Source organism: Bacillus sp. LK2 (assembly GCF_001043575.1).
GTDB classification, from domain to species: domain Bacteria; phylum Bacillota; class Bacilli; order Bacillales; family Bacillaceae_G; genus Bacillus_A; species Bacillus_A paramycoides.
In genome coordinates, this window is record NZ_LDUK01000014.1 from 1 (window position 1) to 19,530 (window position 19,530).

The window sequence follows — 19,530 nt, forward strand, 5'->3', positions numbered from 1 at the left end:
CTTGACATTTCATAGTTGGTCTTTAATGCACAACGAAAAAAGTTATACTATCTCTTAAATATTATATACTAAATATGCTATTCGAAAAAGAAAGTATGTAAAAAGGACCGTATACGGCCCTAATTATATCTGAAACTTATCAAGTTGTTCTAGGAAACGCCTTGATTTCAAATAAATCCCACAATATTCATCATAATATGTATTCAATACTGTGCGCATTTGTTTTTTTGTACTATCCTTCACCGATACATTACCGAGCCGGTGTAGATCGAAGTGAAAAAAGAGACGTAATAATTTATGAACAGCCTCTCCCACCGGGATACGATACGGATCTTGCTCCGCATGACGCGAGCACAGAAAACCACCTTCTCGGACAGAGAAGGCGACAAAATCTGTTGCTTGATGACAAATAGCACATGTATCAAAATACGGGCGCATCCCTAATACCGGAAGCATTTTCGTTTGATAAATTAACGATAATACCTCTGGGTCAACACCCTCACACATATAATGCAACGTTTGATATAACATTTCAAATAAATACGGATTATGCTTCTTATCTTCTGTTGCTTTATCAGTTAATTCAATAATAAATGATGCATAAGCAGTTAAAAATATATCCTCACGAATTTCTTTCATAGATGAAATAATCTCGCCTTGTTGCAAAGTTCCAAGTCCAGATCCCATTTGAATAAGAAAATGACCATGTGTCATAAGTTGCGAAATAGCTGCTAACCGACTTTTCGGTTTTTTCGCCCCTCTTGCCATTGCACTTACCTTACCAAATTCCCGTGAGAATATTGTAACAATCTTGTTCGTTTCTCCGTAATCTGTCGTACGGATAACAATGCCCTCAACTTTTTGAAACATGTTCGTCACCATCCAAGGTTTGAACAAAACGGGTCAAGAAATTGGAGAATCTAAATGCGCTAACTCCTCTTCATGTTGATCCATCTCATCGTTTACGTCTTTTTCCATTTCTTTCAAAAGCAAATACGTTTCAATGCTTCCTGTTTTGGAGAAAAACTTCCAGGTAAAATCTAGCATAAGAATCCACCTTTCTCAATAAGCGTAGCCTATAAACCAATTTCTTTTGTTGTTATTAAATTGACCCATTTTGTTCATTTTCATGTGAGAAAAATTTTTCCTAATTTATCAAGGTTTATGAAAACCAATAATCAGTGGATGAACAAAACATCCACTGATCGCAACTTTACTTCATATTAATATTCGTCTTCACGGAAACCAAGGTCACGCAGCTGTGACATTTTATTGCGCCAATCTTTTTGCACTTTTACCCATACTTCTAAAAATACTTTAGAACCGAGAAGTGCTTCAATGTCAAAGCGAGCTCGCTTACCGACTTCTTTTAACATCTTCCCTTGCTTACCGATAATAATTCCTTTTTGTGATGCGCGTTCAACAACAATCGTTGCATTTATATAAACTGCCCCGCCTTCACGTTTTTGAATTGCATCAATAACAACAGCTACAGAATGCGGCACTTCTTCACGTGTTAAATGTAATACTTTTTCACGAATAAGCTCTGCAATAATAAATCGCTCTGGATGATCCGTTACTTGATTATCTGGGTAGTATTGTGGTCCTTCTGGTAAATACTTTTTAATTGCTCCAATTAACGCTTCCACATTATTACCGTCTAATGCAGAAATTGGTACAATCTCTGCAAACTCATGTAGCTTACGGTATTGATCAATTAACTCTAATAATTGCTCTGGATGAACTTGGTCAATTTTATTAATTACCAAAAATACCGGTTGTTTCGTTTCTTGTAATTTCTCAATAATGAATTCCTCACCACGACCAAATCCTTCAGTTGCATTGACCATAAACAGAACAATATCAACTTCTTTCAATGTCGTTTGAGCCATCTTCACCATGAAGTCACCTAGTTTATGTTTAGGTTTATGTATTCCTGGTGTATCAATGAAAATCACTTGTGAATCATTTTCTGTATATACACCTTGAATTTTATTACGAGTTGTTTGTGGCTTGTCGCTCATAATGGCAATCTTCTGGCCGATAATACGATTTAAAAATGTAGATTTCCCAACATTCGGTCTGCCGATAATAGAGACAAAACCTGATTTATAACCTTTTCTATTCATGTAAATCCTCCGCTAAAAATGCTCCTGGTAACAATTCTCCGACTGTTGTCTCTTGAACGTCACCATGTAAGTTTGATAAGTATACTTTCGTATCCTGTTTACATAATTCTACCATAACTTGTCGACATGCTCCACAAGGAGGTACTGGGCGCTTTGTATCCGCTACGACTGCAATAGCTACAAACTCCTTATCCCCTTCAGAAATCGCCTTAAATAAAGCTGTTCTTTCTGCACAGTTACATAAACCATATGATGCATTTTCAACATTACATCCACGATATATTTTTCCATCTTTAGTTAGTAAAGCTGCACCTACTTGAAATTTAGAATATGGTACGTACGCTTGTTTACGCGCTTCGGTTGCTTCTTGAATTAATTGTTTGCTATTCATATTCCCGCATCCTTTCCGTTCACAGATGTGAATAGATACATTCTTTCATTAAAGGCCTTCACGGCGCTCCCAAAGCTTAATAAAAGCTTTGGAATGCCAACTATACCATATACGGTAAAAAGATAATAGCACCAATTACAACAGCTATAATTGCAAACAATAAAACCGCTCCCGCTGCAACATCCTTTGCAATTTTTGCAAACGGATGAATATCAGCGGTTGCTAAGTCTACTGTTTTTTCAATAGCCGTATTCACCATCTCTAAACTTATTACAATCCCAATCACAATAAGTAATATGATCCATTCTGTTTTTGTAATATGGAAATAAAAGCCGCAGCATATAACAATGACTGCGGCCAAATAGTGAATTTTCATATTTCGTTCATGACGAAGACAAAAGTATATGCCAGCTATAGCATATCCAAAACTATTTATAAGTTTTCCTTTTTTCATCGTCCTAATCCAAATGCCTCTAAAATTTCTTTTTGTCTTCCAAACATTTCTTTTTCATCCTCTTCTGTCATGTGATCATAACCAAGCAAATGTAAAAAGCCATGTAACGCTAAAAACCCGAGTTCACGATCAAAAGAATGTCCATATTCCTCAGCTTGTTCTTTTGCTCTTGGAATAGAAATAATAAGATCCCCTAACATACGTGGCATCTCTGCACCGACGATTTCCATTTCGCCTTCTCCCATTTCTTCCATTGCAAAAGAAATAACGTCTGTAGGCTGATCCTTATCTCGGTAGTCGCGGTTAATTTCGCGAATACGTTCATTATCTACAAACGTAACCGATAATTCTGCTCCTTCTTCTATATTTTCCATTTGGGCTGCTTTCTCTACCAATCCTCGAATCAAACTTATATATTCGTCTTTCACTTCTTCTGTTTCATCAATAAAATCAATTAATAAACTCATTCTTTCTCCTTTCTTCCGGCAGTTCCGGATATGTAATACGAGAATGGAAAATACCATTTAATGTTTCACATAACGTTTTACCAACAATTTGTAATTCTTTAAATGTCAAATCACATTCACTAAATTGCCCATCTTGCAAACGATCTCTAATAATACTTTGCACTAAATTATTAATTTGATCTGGCGTTGGATGATTCATCGAACGTACCGCCGCTTCTACACTATCAGCAATACCAACAATTGCCGACTCTTTAGATGTTGCTTTTGATCCTGGATAGCGGAACATCTCTTCCTTATATTTCTCTTTATCCTCTTTAATCGCTTTATAGTAAAAATATTTAAGCAACGTTGTACCGTGATGCTGTCCGGCAATATCAACAATTTCTTGGGGAATATGATACTCTTCCAACATCCTCACCCCATCAGTTACATGAGCAATGATAATATCTTTACTCGTTACAGGATCTAATTTATCATGCGGGTTTTTAATTCCCATCTGGTTTTCAATAAAAAACTGCGGTTGTACGGTCTTTCCTACATCATGATAATATGCCCCTACACGCGCTAACACTCCATTTGCTCCAACCGCTTCACAAGCAGCTTCAGACAGATTCGCTACCATTACACTATGGTGATACGTACCCGGTGCTTCTAATAAGATTTTACGCAGGAGCGGGTGATTCGGACTTGAAAGTTCCATTAATTTCATACTCGATACAATTCCGAGTCCACTTTCTAAATACGGTAAAATCCCCATAGCTAGAACAGAAGAGATAATCCCTGAAACTGCAGCCATTAATAATTGCATACCAATTTCAAGAGGCGAAAAGTTCCCATTTCGCAATAGTAGCAAAGCCGCCAATACGACTACATTTAATACAGAAACGAGTATACCAGCTTGTAAAATCATCGTACGACGATTTTTTTCTCTCAAGAAGATGCTAACCGATAATGAACTTAATAAAACATAAATACCTACACTATAATTCAGTGTACTCGTTACACCTTCATTAAACATAATACTTCCGCACACAGAAAAAATCATACTTGTTAAAAATACAAATCGATCACCAATCATTAATTTTACAAGTATCGTCCCCATCGCGACCGGAACCACATACGCAATCCCCGCATAGTCAAGCTTTTGAAATAAACTAATGATTTTCATTAAAACAATCGTGATAGACAGAATTGTGATGTATGCTAAGACATACGGCCTATCTTCTCTTTTTCGCTGTAAAAATACTTCAAACTGCTTATGCATAAAGTATAGCAACACACAAATGAGCACCGCCAAACCAACATAAGGTTGGAAGGTATTACCTTTCTCTAGCAACCCAACTAATTTCAACTGATTATACATATCACTTGAAATCGTTTCTCCTTCCCTAACAAGAACTTGTCCTTGAAGGATATAAACAGGTGCAACTAAATCTTCCTCTGCTTTTCTCTTCTCTTTTGTTAAAGTCGGATCATAAAAATAATTCGCTGAAATTGCATATTTCCCTAGTGCCTTAACAGCCTCTTTTAGACCACTATCGACATTAACACTATTCATCTCACTTACATACCGCTCTTTTGCGTCCTTCAATTCGTCCATTTTAATATGCATAGTCATTATACTATTAATGGCTGTGACTGCTGCATCTTTCGCTAATACCAATTGGCTTGAATCTGCGTTAATCAAGTTTAGTAAGTTTGAATCAGATAAATCTTTTGTTAAATCGACAGGTAATTTCTTTTTCAACTTGTCCACTTTATCAGCATCAGTAATCTTTTTTTGCTCATCTGGCCCAATAGCTTTAATCTCTTGTACCACTTCATCTACCTTAGCAAAAACATCATTAACAATATCCACTTTATTTTGTTTAAGCTCACTTCTATATGTATACTGATCTTCAACTTTTGTAGCGGCATCTTTTTTCTTTTTTTCCGTTGTAACTTTATCTTCAATTTTAATAGGAGAGTGGATTGTTTTTTTTGCAATAGAGTATATTTCAACATCTAATTGCTCTGGTTTCACATTATTCATAAGTGCAAAAAACAGTACCGCTCCTAATAAAACGTAAGAAATCCAACTTAGTTTTTTCGAATGTTGTAAATTACGAAACCACTTAGAAATTTCTTGAGATCTTGACATGATTTCAATACCTTCTCCTCTCCAGAAATAAAGTGAAACTATTCATACTTTCATCTCTTCTAGCCAATGATGCTTTTTGGGGCAACATTTTTATACAACATCACCTATAGTTTATTTCCCTCGTCTTTAATGATAGTAAAAAATATGCCGTTCGCCAACCTTATCATACAAAAAGAAATGATCCTGACAAATAGGATCATTCCATTTTATCATATGCCTCAATAATACGTTGCACTAACGGGTGTCTCACAACGTCTGTTTGTTCCAGTGTAATGAACGAAAGACCTGATACACCAGACAAAACATTAGCAGCAATAGAAAGACCTGATTTTACCCCTTTTGGCAAGTCTACCTGTGAAGGATCTCCAGTAATAACCATTTTAGAAGTAAAACCTAATCGTGTTAAAAACATTTTTATTTGGGCACCAGTTGTATTTTGCGCCTCATCTAATATAACAAATGAATCATCAAGAGTACGCCCTCTCATATAAGCAAGGGGTGCAATTTCAATTACACCTCGCTCCATCATACGCTGTGTATATTCTTGTCCAAGAATATCGTGCAATGCATCATATAGTGGACGTAAATACGGATCTACTTTTTCTTTCAAATCACCCGGTAAAAACCCTAGACTCTCCCCAGCTTCTACAGCAGGTCTTGTTAAAATAATTTTCTTTACATACCCTTGCTTTAACGCTCTCACAGCCATTACTACAGCCAAGTATGTTTTTCCTGTCCCAGCAGGTCCTATTCCAAATACAATATCATTCTTTTTCATTGCATGAATATATCGTCTTTGTCCCATCGTTTTCACACGAATGGATTTTCCTTTTGCTGTTTTAAAAATTTCCTCTTCATATAGTTCTTCGAATTGAGCGATTTTTCCTTGTTGCCCAAGCTGAATTGCATACGCAACATCTCTTTCCGAAATTGACACACCTTTACGGATAACAACAAGTAACTGTTGTAAGATTTTTTCTACGAGCGCCACAGTTTCATCTGCGCCAGATACACGAACAGACTCTCCTCTAGTCACAATCGATACACTAAGTTCTCGTTCAATTACTTTTAAATGAGCATCATTTACCCCAAAAAGAGCGATTGCCTCGTTGGGATTTTCCAATTGTTGGTTCATTTCTACTAATTGTTCTGCCATTACTCAGTCTCCTTGAATATCGGATTCAGATATTGGTTGTGGCTCTGCAATATTTTCAATCACTGTATAATGTAATGTGACCTTTAGGTGATCCACCTCAACCTCTTGACTCAAAATCTTATCACTTACAATCATAGCATGTTCATCCAATTTTTTCTTTAGTTCTTTTTCTGCCATCTCTTTTGCTACTTTCATCGCTTGCTTTTCAGTATATTCTCGGTTCGCTTCTTCCTCTTCTCGCACAATATCTTTTTCGTATGCAATTGGTAATGTAAAACCAAATAATTTCACATCATGTTTTACACTTTCAGTACGAGAGCGCTTATACTTATCATGTTTAAATCCCCAAATTTTTATTTTAGCACTCCCAAATTTAAGAAAATATTCATTATACGAATTACCCGTATACACATGAAATTGTGTCTTTAACGGTACATCCACCTCAGATTTGTACCACGTCTCTCCATATACAATACCTTTAGCCGAAACAACTGTTGGATTCTCCTCATTACCATACACCCCTGATACGAGAAGTTGCCCCTTTTCTACATGGTCATTTTTCATAACGACTGGTTTTCCAACTTCCACAAACGTTTTTGTAATAGTCGCTTCTTTTTTTGCCACTAAGTTTTGTGGCTGTTGTTCCTTTTCTTTTTTCGGTTCATTTTTTTCAACAATTTTAAAATGATATGTTGTCCCTCTTATTTCCAATCCTGCCCAAGTAATCGCATTAATATTATCCGTTAAATGACGTTGAACATCTTCTACATTAGGCATTTGGAACTGTAATTTCCCTTTTTTAATACCCATTTTGTCCAATTCTTTTATCAATATATATTCTGTTTCAGGTTTTGCTCCTGTAATTTCGATTTTCCATACCATATTCGATAATGCAATCATTCCGAAAAAAAACATTAAAAAACCAATTAAAAATCCACTATTTTTAATTAAACGCTTATTCCAAAAAGGAAAACCGTAACGTCCAATAAAATATAATTTGCACTCATTTTTTCTATAGATTGGTTTTATTTTTTTCACATCTCGTAATAACATGCAAAAAACTAACGTTTCATCTGCAATCTTCTTTACATCCCAAACTAATAATTTTCTACGAACACACTCGTTAACAAAGCGTTCCGCCCCTCTACCTTCAATCCGTACCTTTACATACCCAAGCCACTTTATAAACCATTTATTTTTCATCGACTATCTCCACTACCTTTCTAAAAGTAGATACAATACCTTTCACTCTAAGTATCAAAATAGCTCGTACTAAAATGAAATAAAGCGGAACTTTAATCAGCGAGGGTTTCATCCCCACTAATTATCCCCTCACTAATCGGGCATTTTCTTTGTATGAACTGAATATTAAGATTGGATTACTACCTGTTAATGGGGATAAGGAAGAAAAACTTCACAAACGGAAGTTTCCCCTCACTCCTCTTTCTTTTCATTTTCTAAAAATGTCACTTGTTCAATTATCCCTTCAAGTAAAAGTTCTTCTGGAAGGATTGTTTTAATAACAAAGGATTGACCTTTAATTAATAATTGACCATGTTTTAATAGCAATCTTACCTCTTTATCTGAAAACACTAATAATCCTCGATGATTTTCTATATAGATATGCACTTGCCCAACAAGCGTGATCCGAGGTAGATCCATTAACACATCCACTGGCAGGTCTATTTGCTTCGTTAACCAATTCTTCATTTGTTCTAATTTCTTCATCTCCAAAAGACCCCCTCTCATCCCATATGTATGAAAAAAGAGCTTGTAATATCACGTCCAAACTGAAAAAAAGCATAAAAAAACGTCTCATACGAAATGAGACGTTTTTTTATGCTAATAGCTGTATAACCAGCTTATTCACTAGTGATCCGTCTGTTTTACCTTTTACTTTCGGCATAATAGCAGTCATCACTTTACCCATATCTGCTTTAGAAGTAGCACCAACTTCAGAAATAACTTGCTTAATTAAATCAGCTAATTCTTCTTCTGTTAATTGCTCCGGCAAATATGCGCTTAAAATCTGAATTTCACTTTGCAGTTTATCAACAAGGTCTTCACGACCAGCTTTTTTAAATTCAAGGAGGGAGTCCTTATACTGTTTTACTTCACGAGCTAAAACTGTTAATTCCTCTTCTTCAGTAAGAGTATGTTGCAGTTTAATACCTTCATTTTGTAAAGCAGCCTTAACCATACGAATGACGGTTAATTTTTCTTTTTGTTTATTCTTCATCGCTTGTTTCATATCATCGTTTAAACGACCGAGAAGACTCATAACTTACACCCTCTCTTAGAATTTACGCTTTCTTGCCGCTTCAGATTTCTTCTTACGTTTTACACTTGGTTTTTCATAAAACTCGCGCTTTCTTGCTTCAGCAAGTGTACCAGTTTTAGAAACCGATCTTTTAAAACGGCGAAGTGCATCCTCCAAAGACTCGTTTTTACGAACGACTGTTTTTGACATTCTCTTTCCCTCCCTCCGAAACATCACACTTACATACTAACTTCAGCATGCAAAAAGAAACACTTCTTCAGCATGTCTTTTACGATTATAATACATTTTATCACTTCAGGTCAACTATTTGGCAGAATAAAAGAAGAAGAGATGCTCTTCCTTTTTCAAAAACTATGTAGATAGCTGTTATCTCTTTCCCTTAAAAATAAATATATTTTTATCACTAAATTATTTTTATACAGAGAACTGCTAAAAAATACTCAGTTAACGAGCAATCCATTACACCCTCTTTCAATACTTAACTTCTCCACAAACGGAAAAAGCATGCAAACCCTTTTTGTTTGCATGCTTTTTATTATGCGCTTGCTGATTCTTTTTTCACATCATCTTCAAGAACACGAACAAACTGCGCTTCGTTATATGGATAACCAGCTTTTGTAATCTTCACTTTTACTAACTTACCAATTAATTCTTCAGATCCTTCAAACACAATTTTTAAGTAGTTATCTGTATAACCTACATATAACCCTTCACGGTCACCATCTTTAAATGTCTCTTCCGGAATAATTTCAAGTACTTCACCTTCAAACCCAGAAGCATACTCTTTCGCTAATTGATTAGATAGCTCAATTAGACGATGAACACGATCGTTCTTCACATCTTCAGGAACTTGATCTTCCATACGTGCTGCTGGTGTACCTGTACGTTTTGAATAAGGGAAAACGTGTAATTCAGAGAAACGATTCTCTTTAATGAAATTGTACGTTTCCATGAATTCTTCTTCTGTTTCACCTGGGAATCCAACGATTACATCTGATGTAATCGCAAGACCTGGTAGCGCCTCTTTCAAACGATCTAAACGCTCTTGGAAAAATTCCATCGTATACTTACGACGCATACGTTTTAATACAGTATTAGATCCTGATTGCAGTGGAATATGCAAGTGACGTACAACTACTTCAGATTTATCTAGCACTTCAATTACTTCATCTGAAATTTGACTCGCTTCAATAGAAGAAATACGAAGACGTTTCAATCCGCCTACTTCTGCTTCCATATCACGAAGTAGTCCAGCTAAGTTATAATCTTTTATATCTTCACCGTATCCACCTGTATGAATACCTGTTAATACGATTTCTTTATAACCTGCATCTACTAATTGCTGTGCTTGTTTAATAACTTCTTTTCCATCACGAGAACGCATTAAACCACGCGCCCAAGGAATGATGCAAAATGTACAGAAGTTATTGCAACCTTCTTGTATTTTTAAAGATGCACGTGTACGGTCCGTGAAATATGGTACATCAAGCTCTTCGTATACACGTGTTTTCATAATATTGCGGACAGCATTAATTGGTTGACGCTCTTTACGGAACTCTTCGATGTATCCTAACATTTTCTCACGATCTTGCGTACCAACAACAATATCTACACCTGGAATTGCCATGATTTCAGCTGGAGATGTTTGTGCATAACATCCAGTTACACAAATTACCGCATCTGGATTTTGACGTACAGCACGTCTAATTACTTGACGGCTTTTTTTATCTCCAGTATTTGTTACTGTACATGTATTAATAACATATACATCAGATTTCTTTTCATATTCAGTTCTTTCATAACCACCTTGTTTAAACAATTGCCAAATCGCTTCTGTTTCATAGTGGTTTACTTTACAACCTAACGTGTGGAACGCAACAGTTGCCATTGATTATCACCCCATCAATTCAAAATGATAAGAAGCGGCACTTAACGCATAAAGCGGAGCCGTTTCTGTTCTTAAAATTCTTGGTCCTAAACTACATGGTACAAATTTATGTTCACGAAGTGCAGTAATCTCTTCCTCCGCTAAACCGCCTTCTGGTCCAAATACAATTAACAGCTTTTGACCCGGTTTAATCGTCGCTAAAGCTTTCGCAAAATTAGATTTCTCACCTTGTTTTGCTTCCTCTTCATACGCAACAAGACAACTATCATACTCACTACTCATTGCAAGTAATTGCTTAAATGATGCAGGAGCATGCACTTCTGGAATTTCACTTCTATGTGATTGTTCCGCAGCTTCTTTCACAATCTTTTTCAAACGCTCAACTTTTTTATCTGCTTTTTTCGCATCCCATTTTACAATAGAGCGAGATGCTTGAAAAGGTAAAAATGCAGCTGCCCCAAGCTCAGTTCCTTTTTGAAAAATTAACTCTAGCTTGTCTCCTTTCGGCAGTCCACTTGCAATCGTCACGAACACAGGAAGTTCGCTTGACGCCTCTACCCATTCTACAATAGCGGTATCCACAAATTCACTGGTAATTTCAGCAATTGAACATTCTGCTGTTTTACCATTTACACAACAATAAATGTGGTCACCAGCTGACATACGCATCACTCTTGCGATGTGATGGACATCATCACCCATTATGCGAATACTTGTCTCATTTACATATTTCTCTTCTACAAAATAACGTTGCATATAATCACCTTAGTAGAGTTTCGTTCCTTTCGTAAGTCAGCACTTACGAAAAGAACGAAACGTTATCATTTTCATATAACAAACGGCAAGTCCCTCACCTTATATAGTGAGAGACTCCCCTGTTCTTTATAGACTAAAATCTATATTACGCATTTCGTGCAATAATTGCTACCCAATCTTCCATTCGTAGCACTTCTTCAATTGTAAATCCAGCTTTTTCTAACGCCTCAGAAATTACTTTTTCTTTCGCCGCAATAATACCAGATGTAATAAATAATCCACCTGGCTTCACAACTCTCGCTGCATCTTCAGGGAATAGAAGAATAATTTCCGCTAATAAATTTGCTACGATTAAATCAACCGGACCTTCAATACCTTCTAATAGACTATTCTGTCCAACATTGACAATGTCATCTGTTTTATTTAAGCGCACATTCATCTCTGCACTTTCAACTGCAACTGGGTCTAAATCATACGCTTGAACAGAAGCCGCACCTAATTTTGCTGCTGCAATACTAAGTACCCCCGAACCTGTCCCCACATCAATCACAGTATCACCTGGCTGAACCGTTTTTTCTAACGCACGAATACACATCGTTGTTGTTGGATGTGTCCCTGTACCAAACGCCATACCTGGATCTAATTCAATAATTTTTTCATCTGGAGAAGACGGTGTATATTCTTCCCACGTCGGCACAATTGTGAATGTATCAGAAATTTGAACTGGATGATAATATTTCTTCCAAGCAGTAGCCCAATCTTCCTCATCGACTTCATTAATTGTAATGTTTCCTGTACCAATTTCGATGTCGAAAGATGGTAGCGCATCAATAGATGATTTTACACTTGCAACCGTTTCGTGTAAAGAATCCGTTTGTGGGAAATATGCTTTCACCAAGACACCCTCACTTGGGTATTCATCTGGGTTAAGTGCATAAATCTCACCGTATTGTTGCTCACGCTCTTTCGTTAACTCAGCCGGATCCTCAATTGCAACCCCGCTAGCGCCTGCTTCGTGCAAAATATGAGAGACAGCTTCTACTGCTTCTTCTGTTGTATGAATACTAATTTCTGACCATTTCACAATTTACCAACTCCATTTTTTATTTCCATTATTCCCCTTTGAAAGCACGTTTAAGCTTTCCGAATAAGCTATCATCTTGATTTTCCTGACCTGCGAACTCACGCAATAATTCTTTTTGATGCGAAGTTAATTTCGTCGGTACAACGACACGAACCACTACGTATTGATCTCCTTGGCCATATCCACGTACATTCGGAGCTCCTTTTCCTTTTAGACGGAATTCCGTTCCTGTTTGTGTTCCTGCTGGAATTTTCAACTTCACTTTCCCGTGAACTGTAGGTACTTCTACTTCAGCACCAAGCGCTACTTGTGCGAATGTCAATGGCATTTCACAAATAATATGATCGCCATCACGTTCGAAGAATTCATGATTTCTCACATGAACAACAACATATAAGTCACCTGCCGGCCCACCATTCACACCTGCTTCGCCTTTACCAGACACGCGAATTTGTTGACCATTATCAATACCAGCTGGAATTTTCACATTAATTTTTTTGCGTTTACGTACTTTACCAGAACCATGGCATGTCGTACATTTCTCTTTAATCATTTGACCTGTTCCTGAGCAATGGTTACACGCTTGACGGTTTACAATACGGCCAAATGGTGTATTTTGTTCTACACTTATTTGACCTGTTCCTGAACAATGTTTACATGTTTCTTTTGAAGTTCCCGGCTTCGCTCCACTACCGTGGCAAGTATCACATGGATCTTCTACTGGAATCTCAACGTTTAATTCTTTACCAAAAATTGCTTCTTCAAACTCTAAAGTAACTTGATATTGTAAATCAGCACCTTGACGCGGAGCATTTGGATCACGACGTCTGCCGCCACCACCAAAGAATGAACTAAAGATATCTTCAAAACCGAAACCTCCACCAAAGTCTCCACCACCGAAACCTTGATTTGGACCAGCGTGACCAAATTGATCGTACTGTGCGCGTTTTTGATCATCACTTAATACTTCATATGCTTCTTGTACTTCTTTAAACTTGTCAATTGCATTTTCTTCTTTACTTACGTCTGGATGGTACTTTTTAGCCAAACGACGATACGCTTTTTTAATTTCATCTTTAGAAGCGCCCTTGCTAAGACCAAGGACCTCATAATAGTCTCGTTTATTCATAAATTTGTAACCCCCGAATCTTTCACATAAACGTAATTTTAACATCGAAAGAAAGTGCTTTGCAACAAAGTTTCCTCACTTACAATATGCAAAGTTCAAAACTTAAGACCTTCTCAAGAATGTCTTAGCTCAAATAACCACTTTTTTCTTATTCGTGAAAAAAGCCAAAGCCAAGGCACGCTTGACTTTGACTTTTTGTCATCTTACTTATTGTATTACTTGTCTTCTTTTACTTCTTCAAACTCAGCGTCAACTACATTGTCTTTTTTCGCACCAGCGTCTTGTGCTCCTTGTGCACCTTCTGCTTGCCCTGCAGCCGCTTGAGCTTGCTCATATAATTTAACAGTTAATTGTTGTACGATTTCTTGAAGAGCATCTTTTTTCGCACGGATTTCATCAAGTTCATTTTTCTCGATTGCCGCTTGTAATGCTTCTTTCGCTTCTGTTGCTTTCGCTACTTCAGCTGCATCTACTTTACCTTCTAAATCTTTTACAACTTTATCTGTTTGGAATACAAGTTGGTCAGCTTCGTTACGAAGTTCAACTTCTTCCTTACGTTTTTGGTCAGCGTCAGCATTTGCTTCAGCTTCTTGTACCATACGATTTACTTCGTCATCAGAAAGACCTGAAGAAGATTGGATTGTAATAGCTTGCTCTTTACTTGTTCCTAAGTCTTTCGCACGTACGTTAACAATACCGTTCGCATCAATATCGAATGTTACTTCGATTTGTGGAATACCACGTGGTGCTGGCGGAAGGTCTGTTAATTGGAAACGACCTAGTGTTTTGTTATCAGCTGACATTGGACGCTCACCTTGTAGCACGTGAATGTCTACCGCTGGTTGGTTATCAGCAGCTGTTGAGAATACTTGTGATTTACTTGTTGGAATTGTAGTGTTACGCTCGATTAGTTTCGTAAATACACCGCCCATAGTTTCAATACCTAAAGAAAGTGGAGTTACGTCTAATAATAGAACGCCTTCTACATCACCAGTAAGTACGCCACCTTGAACTGCAGCACCTAATGCTACAACTTCATCTGGGTTTACACCTTTATATGGTTCTTTACCAGTTTCACGTTTAATTGCTTCTTGTACAGCTGGAATACGAGTAGATCCACCAACAAGGATAACTTTATCTAATTCGCTTGGAGCAAAACCAGCGTCTTTTAATGCACGACGAGTTGGCTCTAATGTTCTTTCAACAAGACCTGCTGAAAGCTCTTCGAATTTCGCTCTTGTTAACGTTAATTCTAAGTGTAATGGACCAGCAGCTCCAGCACTAATGAATGGTAATGAAATTTGTGTTTGCGTTACACCAGAAAGATCTTTTTTCGCTTTTTCAGCTGCATCTTTCAGACGTTGAAGTGCCATTTTATCTTGACTTAAGTCAATGTTGTTTTCTTTCTTGAATTCAGCTACTAAATGATCGATGATAACTTGGTCAAAGTCATCTCCACCAAGACGGTTGTCACCAGCAGTTGAAATAACTTCAAATGTTCCATCTGCTAACTCAAGGATAGATACGTCAAAAGTACCGCCACCTAAGTCATATACTAGAATTTTTTGTTCTTCGTCTTGCTTCTCTAAGCCATAAGCAAGTGCTGCTGCTGTTGGTTCGTTAATAATACGTTCTACTTCTAAACCAGCAATACGACCAGCGTCTTTTGTCGCTTGACGTTCTGCATCGTTGAAGTATGCCGGTACTGTAATAACAGCTTTCGTCACTGTTTCACCTAAGTACGCTTCAGCAGAAGCTTTTAAGTTTTGTAAAATGATTGCAGAAATTTCTTGAGGTGTATAATCTTTACCTTCAACTTCTACTTTATAGTCTGTACCCATATGACGTTTAACAGACATAATTGTATTTGGGTTTGTAATTGCTTGACGTTTCGCAACTTCCCCAACTTGACGCTCTTCATTTTTGAAAGCCACAACAGAAGGTGTTGTACGGTTTCCTTCTGGATTTGGGATAACCTTTGGTTCTCCACCTTCCATAACAGCTACACAAGAGTTTGTTGTACCTAAGTCAATACCGATAATTTTACTCATAGCGAATCCTCCTACATTTATGTAAATTATTGATTTACTTTTACCATTGATGGACGAATCACACGGTCTTTTAGTTTATAACCTTTTTGGAATTCTTCCACAACCGCGTTTGATTCAAACTCACTGTCCTCTACTTGCATAACAGCTTGGTGCTCATGAGGATCAAACTGTTTACCAACAGCTTCAATCGCTTCAACACCTTCTTTAGTCAGTGCTTCTAACAATTGACGATGCACCATTTCCATACCTTGTAATAAGGACTTCATTTGCTCATCAGTTGCTTCCACTTGCATTGCTCTTTCAAAATTATCAAGAGCTGGCAGAATATCTGACACAAGACTTTGTGCTCTATATTTTTCAGCAGCCTGTTTATCCATTTGGACGCGGCGCTTATGATTTTCAAAATCAGCTTGTAGACGTAGTGTGCGACCTTCCGTTTCCGTTAGTTTCGCTTGTAACTCATCTACTTTCTCTTGTAAAAGAGCAGCTTCACTTTTTTCTTCTACAGCTTCTTCACCGTTTTCTGTCGTGATAGCTTCTTCAACTTGCGCTTCTTTCACTTCTTCTACCACTTGTTCGTTACGCTCTTCCACAATTTTCACCTCCTTAAAAGGTATTAGGTATCATGTATAAGCATGATTACCTAAGCATTATATATTACACACAGCAATGAAAATTTCATCACTTGAGCGAATGTATTACTCTCATTTACTTTTTAAGTCCGTCTGTAAATTGTCTTGTAAATAACTGCAGCAAACTAATTACACGAGAGTATTGCATTCTCGTCGGACCCAAAATCGCAATTGTTCCTAGTTGCTCTTCTCCAATCGAATACGTTGCAGAAATTAAACTACAATCTTCCATAGCTATCGAAGAATTTTCCCTGCCAATTTTCACTTGAATACCTACTTGTTTATGACGCAAAATATCATAAAACTCAGCTTCGTTATCAATCATCGTCAGCAAGGACCTTACTTTTTGAATGTCATGGAACTCTGGCTGCGAAAGCATATTTGCTTTTCCTCCAAAGTATATCTTTTCCGATAAAGGAACTTGAAATGTACCATCTAACATTTTTATTGCACTATCGTAATTATGAACATACCCACGCAAGACTGTAACAATCTCTTTAAAGATTTTATTATGAAGTTCCGACATAGGTACACCCGATAGCTTTTCATTTAAAATATTAACCATTTTTTCTAAATCTGATAAATCAACAGATTCCGGAACGGTAATCGTTTTACTTTGTACATGCCCTGTATCCGTTACAATAATGGCGACTGCTGTTTGACGATCAAGCGGTACAATTTGTACATTTTTAAGTTTATTTGTGCTTAATTTTGGGCCAAGAACAATAGCCGTATAATTCGTAAGCTCTGACAAAATCTGAGCAGATTGTTGTGCAATCTTTTCCGCTTCAAAAATTCTTTCAGCAAATAAATCTTTAATTTGTACAATTTCATCGTTAGGTAAGTTTTGTGGTGCCAAAAGATGGTCTACATAAAAACGATACCCTTTTTCAGAAGGAACACGTCCAGAAGAACTATGCGTTTTTTCAATAAATCCTAGTTCCTCTAGGTCAGCCATTTCATTTCGAATAGTCGCTGAACTAAACGTAATTTCATCTTTCTTAGCCAACGTCCTCGACCCAACAGGTTGCGCTGATCCAATAAAGTCATCAATAATTGTTTGTAAAATTAAGAGCTGACGTTCCGTAAGCATCTCATCATCACCTCTGTTAGCACTCTTTGTCTTCGAGTGCTAAATCTATTAATAACTTACCAAAATTGACATTCAATTGTCAACGGAAACGTCACGAAATCACGAAACTTTTTCACACTTATGGAACATTTAATCAATCAAAAATGACTGGAACACTTCATTTCCTAATAGTTTCCCTTTTCTCGTTAAACAAACATGCCCATCTCTGTTTTCAAGTAACCCCTGTTCTTGGTTGCTTTGTAACTGCTTTGCAAAAACGTGATCCATTTCCACATTAAATTTCTTTTGGAATTCTACCTTAGAAACACCTTTTGTTTTTCGGAGCCCTAAAAACAACTCTTCTTCCATTTTTTCTTTCTCCGTCACTACGTGAACATCTAAATATGGAAATCCTGTTTCATCAATTTTAGTGAAATATTGCTTAAGTGGCCCTACATTTTGGATACGTTCCCCATTTACATAACTATGCGCTCCAGCTCCAAATCCATAATACTCTTCATTATTCCAGTATGTGAGATTATGTCTACTTTCATTATCACCTTTTGAGAAGTTGCTAATTTCATACTGGCTATAACCATGTTTCTCCATTTCATCCATTACCATTTCATACATTTTCGCTTCATGGTCTTCACCTGGAAGTCTCAACTTCCCTTTATTCATTAAGTTATAAAATACAGTCTTCGGTTCCACAATTAATGAATATGCTGAGAAATGTTGTACACCAAGCGTGAAGGCAATGTCTAATGTTTCTTTTACATCTTCTATCGTCTGTCCTGGCAAAGCATAAATTATATCTACATTAATATTTGTAAAGCCAACTTCCTGCGCTTCTCGAATTGCTACAAATGCATCTTCCCTCGTATGTTTACGCCCAATCTTCTCAAGTAACTCATCACGAAACGTTTGCACACCAAAACTAATTCGATTTACTCCACCTTCTAGTAATAAGTTCAACTTCTCTTTCGGTAAATCACCTGGGTTCGCTTCAAACGTTAATTCACAATTCGGAGCAAACGGACGCAAACGACGGTTTATAATGTCGAGTAGTTTTTTTGTTTGCTCCATATTTAAGGCTGTCGGCGTTCCTCCGCCAACAAAAATCGTTTTCATACTTTCAAACGGTACTTTTTGAACCGTATTTATTATTTCTTTCTCTAAATATTGCAAGTATTGATCAACCGGTTGGCGTTCAATAAATACTTTATTAAAATCACAATAGTGACAAATATGCTGACAAAACGGAATATGAATATATGCAGCTTGTACCAAATATAACTCCTACCTTTCTACAAAGAAAACCTCCGCACTCGGGAGGCTCTTTTACTTCTCTAACATATTACGAATTTGTTCCATTCGCATTTTTCCCCAATCATACATCATTTCAACGATTGGTAAAAGCGACATGCCTAATTCCGTCATATAGTACTCAACACGCGGAGGGATTTCTGGATATACTGTTCGCTCAACAATCCCATCCTCCATTAATTCCTTTAGTTGATTCGACAACACTTTATGAGAAATGCTCGGGAATAGTCGTTGCAATTCACTAAAACGATGGGGCCCTTCCACACCGAGATGCCACAATATCACAACTTTCCACTTCCCACTAATAATAGAAAGCGTCAATTCCTTTTCACAATTAAAATTACCATTTTGTATTTTATCTTGAATATCTTTTCGAATATTTTCGGACATTAATAGTCTCCTAACTCTAGATCAATCACTAAAAAGCTCTCTCATCATTGTAAATGAGAGAGGCTCAGATGTCTAAAAAGTACTTAGCAATAAAAAAGAAGCCGAACGAACGGCTTCTACTTTTAATCCAATTAGTGCGGACTAATAATCAATAAGGATTGAAAAACCACTGATTATAGTTTCA

General features: G+C 36.9%; 21 protein-coding genes. All 21 read right to left on the minus strand.

What is annotated here, in order from left to right:
* Nucleotides 1-123 precede the first annotated feature (123 nt).
* Nucleotides 124-870: a DNA repair protein RecO gene (gene recO, locus VK90_RS09235; protein WP_002173498.1), complete on the minus strand. Its 747-nt coding sequence runs from the start codon at nt 868-870 to the stop codon at nt 124-126.
* 33 nt (nt 871-903) lie between these two features.
* Nucleotides 904-1,047, minus strand: coding sequence for a YqzL family protein (locus VK90_RS27600; RefSeq protein ID WP_000883924.1), 144 nt, complete (start codon nt 1,045-1,047; stop codon nt 904-906).
* Nucleotides 1,048-1,223: 176 nt separating this feature from the next.
* A complete protein-coding gene (gene era, locus VK90_RS09240; RefSeq protein ID WP_001080234.1) occupies nt 1,224-2,129 on the minus strand; it encodes a GTPase Era in 906 nt (301 codons plus the stop codon).
* Nucleotides 2,122-2,520 carry a cytidine deaminase gene (locus tag VK90_RS09245; RefSeq protein ID WP_002173499.1) on the minus strand — a complete coding sequence of 133 codons (399 nt, stop codon included), beginning with the start codon at nt 2,518-2,520 and terminating at the stop codon, nt 2,122-2,124. Before VK90_RS09245 ends, era begins: the two co-directional genes overlap by 8 nt.
* A 100-nt stretch (nt 2,521-2,620) precedes the next feature.
* Nucleotides 2,621-2,974, minus strand: coding sequence for a diacylglycerol kinase family protein (locus tag VK90_RS09250; protein ID WP_002173500.1), 354 nt, complete (start codon nt 2,972-2,974; stop codon nt 2,621-2,623).
* The gene (gene ybeY / locus VK90_RS09255) at nt 2,971-3,441 is read right to left on the minus strand and encodes an rRNA maturation RNase YbeY (RefSeq protein WP_002088675.1); all 471 of its coding nucleotides are present in this window, start codon (nt 3,439-3,441) and stop codon (nt 2,971-2,973) included. The genes VK90_RS09250 and ybeY overlap by 4 nt, the downstream gene beginning before the upstream one ends.
* The gene (locus tag VK90_RS09260) at nt 3,425-5,581 is read right to left on the minus strand and encodes an HD family phosphohydrolase (protein ID WP_048372237.1); all 2,157 of its coding nucleotides are present in this window, start codon (nt 5,579-5,581) and stop codon (nt 3,425-3,427) included. Before VK90_RS09260 ends, ybeY begins: the two co-directional genes overlap by 17 nt.
* 196 nt (nt 5,582-5,777) lie before the next feature.
* Nucleotides 5,778-6,737, minus strand: a complete 960-nt coding sequence (locus tag VK90_RS09265) for a PhoH family protein (RefSeq protein ID WP_002173502.1) — start codon at nt 6,735-6,737, stop codon at nt 5,778-5,780.
* Nucleotides 6,738-6,740: 3 nt separating this feature from the next.
* Entirely contained in the window at nt 6,741-7,940 is a 1,200-nt protein-coding gene (gene yqfD / locus VK90_RS09270) for a sporulation protein YqfD (protein WP_048372238.1), read from the minus strand.
* A gap of 231 nt (nt 7,941-8,171) precedes the next feature.
* Nucleotides 8,172-8,465 carry a sporulation protein YqfC gene (gene yqfC / locus VK90_RS09275; protein WP_002088680.1) on the minus strand — a complete coding sequence of 98 codons (294 nt, stop codon included), beginning with the start codon at nt 8,463-8,465 and terminating at the stop codon, nt 8,172-8,174.
* A gap of 109 nt (nt 8,466-8,574) precedes the next feature.
* The gene (locus tag VK90_RS09280; protein ID WP_002173504.1) at nt 8,575-9,018 is read right to left on the minus strand and encodes a GatB/YqeY domain-containing protein; all 444 of its coding nucleotides are present in this window, start codon (nt 9,016-9,018) and stop codon (nt 8,575-8,577) included.
* 15 nt (nt 9,019-9,033) lie between these two features.
* Nucleotides 9,034-9,207 carry a 30S ribosomal protein S21 gene (gene rpsU / locus VK90_RS09285; protein WP_000048061.1) on the minus strand — a complete coding sequence of 58 codons (174 nt, stop codon included), beginning with the start codon at nt 9,205-9,207 and terminating at the stop codon, nt 9,034-9,036.
* A gap of 346 nt (nt 9,208-9,553) precedes the next feature.
* Nucleotides 9,554-10,906, minus strand: a complete 1,353-nt coding sequence (gene mtaB, locus VK90_RS09290; protein ID WP_002173505.1) for a tRNA (N(6)-L-threonylcarbamoyladenosine(37)-C(2))-methylthiotransferase MtaB — start codon at nt 10,904-10,906, stop codon at nt 9,554-9,556.
* Nucleotides 10,907-10,912: 6 nt separating this feature from the next.
* Nucleotides 10,913-11,662, minus strand: a complete 750-nt coding sequence (locus tag VK90_RS09295; protein WP_048372240.1) for a 16S rRNA (uracil(1498)-N(3))-methyltransferase — start codon at nt 11,660-11,662, stop codon at nt 10,913-10,915.
* Nucleotides 11,663-11,807: 145 nt separating this feature from the next.
* The gene (gene prmA / locus VK90_RS09300) at nt 11,808-12,746 is read right to left on the minus strand and encodes a 50S ribosomal protein L11 methyltransferase (protein WP_048372242.1); all 939 of its coding nucleotides are present in this window, start codon (nt 12,744-12,746) and stop codon (nt 11,808-11,810) included.
* Between the two features lie 28 nt (nt 12,747-12,774).
* Nucleotides 12,775-13,875 carry a chaperone protein DnaJ gene (gene dnaJ / locus VK90_RS09305; protein ID WP_002173508.1) on the minus strand — a complete coding sequence of 367 codons (1,101 nt, stop codon included), beginning with the start codon at nt 13,873-13,875 and terminating at the stop codon, nt 12,775-12,777.
* A gap of 215 nt (nt 13,876-14,090) precedes the next feature.
* A complete protein-coding gene (gene dnaK, locus VK90_RS09310) occupies nt 14,091-15,926 on the minus strand; it encodes a chaperone protein DnaK (protein WP_002173509.1) in 1,836 nt (611 codons plus the stop codon).
* A 26-nt stretch (nt 15,927-15,952) separates the two neighbouring features.
* Complete coding sequence (gene grpE / locus VK90_RS09315) at nt 15,953-16,519, minus strand: nucleotide exchange factor GrpE (RefSeq protein WP_048372244.1); 567 nt, start codon at nt 16,517-16,519, stop codon at nt 15,953-15,955.
* 115 nt (nt 16,520-16,634) lie between these two features.
* Complete coding sequence (gene hrcA / locus VK90_RS09320) at nt 16,635-17,651, minus strand: heat-inducible transcriptional repressor HrcA (protein WP_002173511.1); 1,017 nt, start codon at nt 17,649-17,651, stop codon at nt 16,635-16,637.
* Between the two features lie 129 nt (nt 17,652-17,780).
* Nucleotides 17,781-18,920: a radical SAM family heme chaperone HemW gene (hemW, locus tag VK90_RS09325; protein ID WP_002173512.1), complete on the minus strand. Its 1,140-nt coding sequence runs from the start codon at nt 18,918-18,920 to the stop codon at nt 17,781-17,783.
* 51 nt (nt 18,921-18,971) lie between these two features.
* Nucleotides 18,972-19,346: a winged helix-turn-helix transcriptional regulator gene (locus VK90_RS09330; protein WP_048372245.1), complete on the minus strand. Its 375-nt coding sequence runs from the start codon at nt 19,344-19,346 to the stop codon at nt 18,972-18,974.
* Between the last annotated feature and the right edge of the window lie 184 nt (nt 19,347-19,530).

Bases quoted from the DNA above. Each gene is read 5' to 3' on its own strand.
- yqfC (WP_002088680.1), bottom strand. From the start codon at position 8,465: ATGAAGAAATTAGAACAAATGAAGAATTGGTTAACGAAGCAAATAGAC.
- hrcA (WP_002173511.1), bottom strand. From the start codon at position 17,651: ATGCTTACGGAACGTCAGCTCTTAATTTTACAAACAATTATTGATGAC.
- VK90_RS09295 (WP_048372240.1), bottom strand. From the start codon at position 11,662: ATGCAACGTTATTTTGTAGAAGAGAAATATGTAAATGAGACAAGTATT.
- dnaK (WP_002173509.1), bottom strand. From the start codon at position 15,926: ATGAGTAAAATTATCGGTATTGACTTAGGTACAACAAACTCTTGTGTA.
- dnaJ (WP_002173508.1), bottom strand. From the start codon at position 13,875: ATGAATAAACGAGACTATTATGAGGTCCTTGGTCTTAGCAAGGGCGCT.
- VK90_RS27600 (WP_000883924.1), bottom strand. From the start codon at position 1,047: ATGCTAGATTTTACCTGGAAGTTTTTCTCCAAAACAGGAAGCATTGAA.
- VK90_RS09260 (WP_048372237.1), bottom strand. From the start codon at position 5,581: ATGTCAAGATCTCAAGAAATTTCTAAGTGGTTTCGTAATTTACAACAT.
- era (WP_001080234.1), bottom strand. From the start codon at position 2,129: ATGAATAGAAAAGGTTATAAATCAGGTTTTGTCTCTATTATCGGCAGA.
- ybeY (WP_002088675.1), bottom strand. From the start codon at position 3,441: ATGAGTTTATTAATTGATTTTATTGATGAAACAGAAGAAGTGAAAGAC.
- VK90_RS09265 (WP_002173502.1), bottom strand. From the start codon at position 6,737: ATGGCAGAACAATTAGTAGAAATGAACCAACAATTGGAAAATCCCAAC.
- recO (WP_002173498.1), bottom strand. From the start codon at position 870: ATGTTTCAAAAAGTTGAGGGCATTGTTATCCGTACGACAGATTACGGA.
- VK90_RS09330 (WP_048372245.1), bottom strand. From the start codon at position 19,346: ATGTCCGAAAATATTCGAAAAGATATTCAAGATAAAATACAAAATGGT.
- mtaB (WP_002173505.1), bottom strand. From the start codon at position 10,906: ATGGCAACTGTTGCGTTCCACACGTTAGGTTGTAAAGTAAACCACTAT.
- yqfD (WP_048372238.1), bottom strand. From the start codon at position 7,940: ATGAAAAATAAATGGTTTATAAAGTGGCTTGGGTATGTAAAGGTACGG.
- VK90_RS09245 (WP_002173499.1), bottom strand. From the start codon at position 2,520: ATGAATAGCAAACAATTAATTCAAGAAGCAACCGAAGCGCGTAAACAA.
- VK90_RS09280 (WP_002173504.1), bottom strand. From the start codon at position 9,018: ATGAGTCTTCTCGGTCGTTTAAACGATGATATGAAACAAGCGATGAAG.
- rpsU (WP_000048061.1), bottom strand. From the start codon at position 9,207: ATGTCAAAAACAGTCGTTCGTAAAAACGAGTCTTTGGAGGATGCACTT.
- VK90_RS09250 (WP_002173500.1), bottom strand. From the start codon at position 2,974: ATGAAAAAAGGAAAACTTATAAATAGTTTTGGATATGCTATAGCTGGC.